This is a genomic window from Streptomyces beijiangensis, from assembly GCF_017315755.1.
GTDB lineage: Bacteria > Actinomycetota > Actinomycetes > Streptomycetales > Streptomycetaceae > Streptomyces > Streptomyces beijiangensis.
In genome coordinates this window covers 1-689 of record NZ_JAFLRJ010000713.1, presented here as the reverse complement: position 1 = coordinate 689, position 689 = coordinate 1, and the positions used below count along the sequence as shown (strand labels likewise).

Annotated in this window: 1 protein-coding gene; it reads right to left on the bottom strand. The window is 73.6% G+C overall.

All coding sequences use genetic code 11. The annotated features are described in order from the left end of the window. A partial coding sequence (locus tag J0695_RS38555; protein WP_206969506.1) for a TetR/AcrR family transcriptional regulator occupies positions 1-521 on the bottom strand: 521 nt, incomplete at its 3' end. Positions 522-689 lie beyond the last annotated feature (168 nt).

Here is a 689-nt window from a genome sequence, read left to right as displayed (position 1 = left end):
GCCAGGCGCAGGGCCACCTCGCAGTGGTACGCGATCCGGTCCGCCTCCTCCTTGGGGCGGCCGGGCTCCAGCGCGGCGACCGCTCTGTCCCGTACGACGGCGAGCAGTTCGGAGGGCCCTGGCAGGCCCGGGTCGGCCCGGCGCTGGGCGGGGACGGGGGATCCTGTCGTACGGAAGGCGGGGCGGGGAGCGGGCAGCCGCTCGCCCCAGCAGCCGGTGAGCAGGGCCCGCACCATCGGGTGGCCGCGGGCCGTGGCGACCGTCCACTCGGCGACGGCGGCCAGCCGCTCGGTGGGAGCGGCCGCCTCGCCGAGCGCCCGGTCGACGCCCCGCAGATAGACGTCGGCCTCGCGCCGCGCGAGCGCGCGGGCGAGGCCGTCCTTGCTGCCGAACTCGTTGTAGAGGGTCTGCCGGGAGACCCCCGCGGCCGATGCGACATCGACCATGCGCACGGCGGACCAGGGCAGTCCTGTGAGCGCGGAGAGAGCTGAGTCGAGTAAGGATTCGCGCGCTGTAGGCATCGTTGCCTCCCAGGCCAAGCGGCTCTGGCCTCAGACTTGACGTGCTGCGGAGCAGAGTCAATACCCCTGGCAGGCTGTGACCCGGATGTACCCGGGACACACCCGGCCAGGGCCCTGTGGCCCGATCAGGGCCGGATGGCTACTGTGGCGACCATGCCCGACTACCAC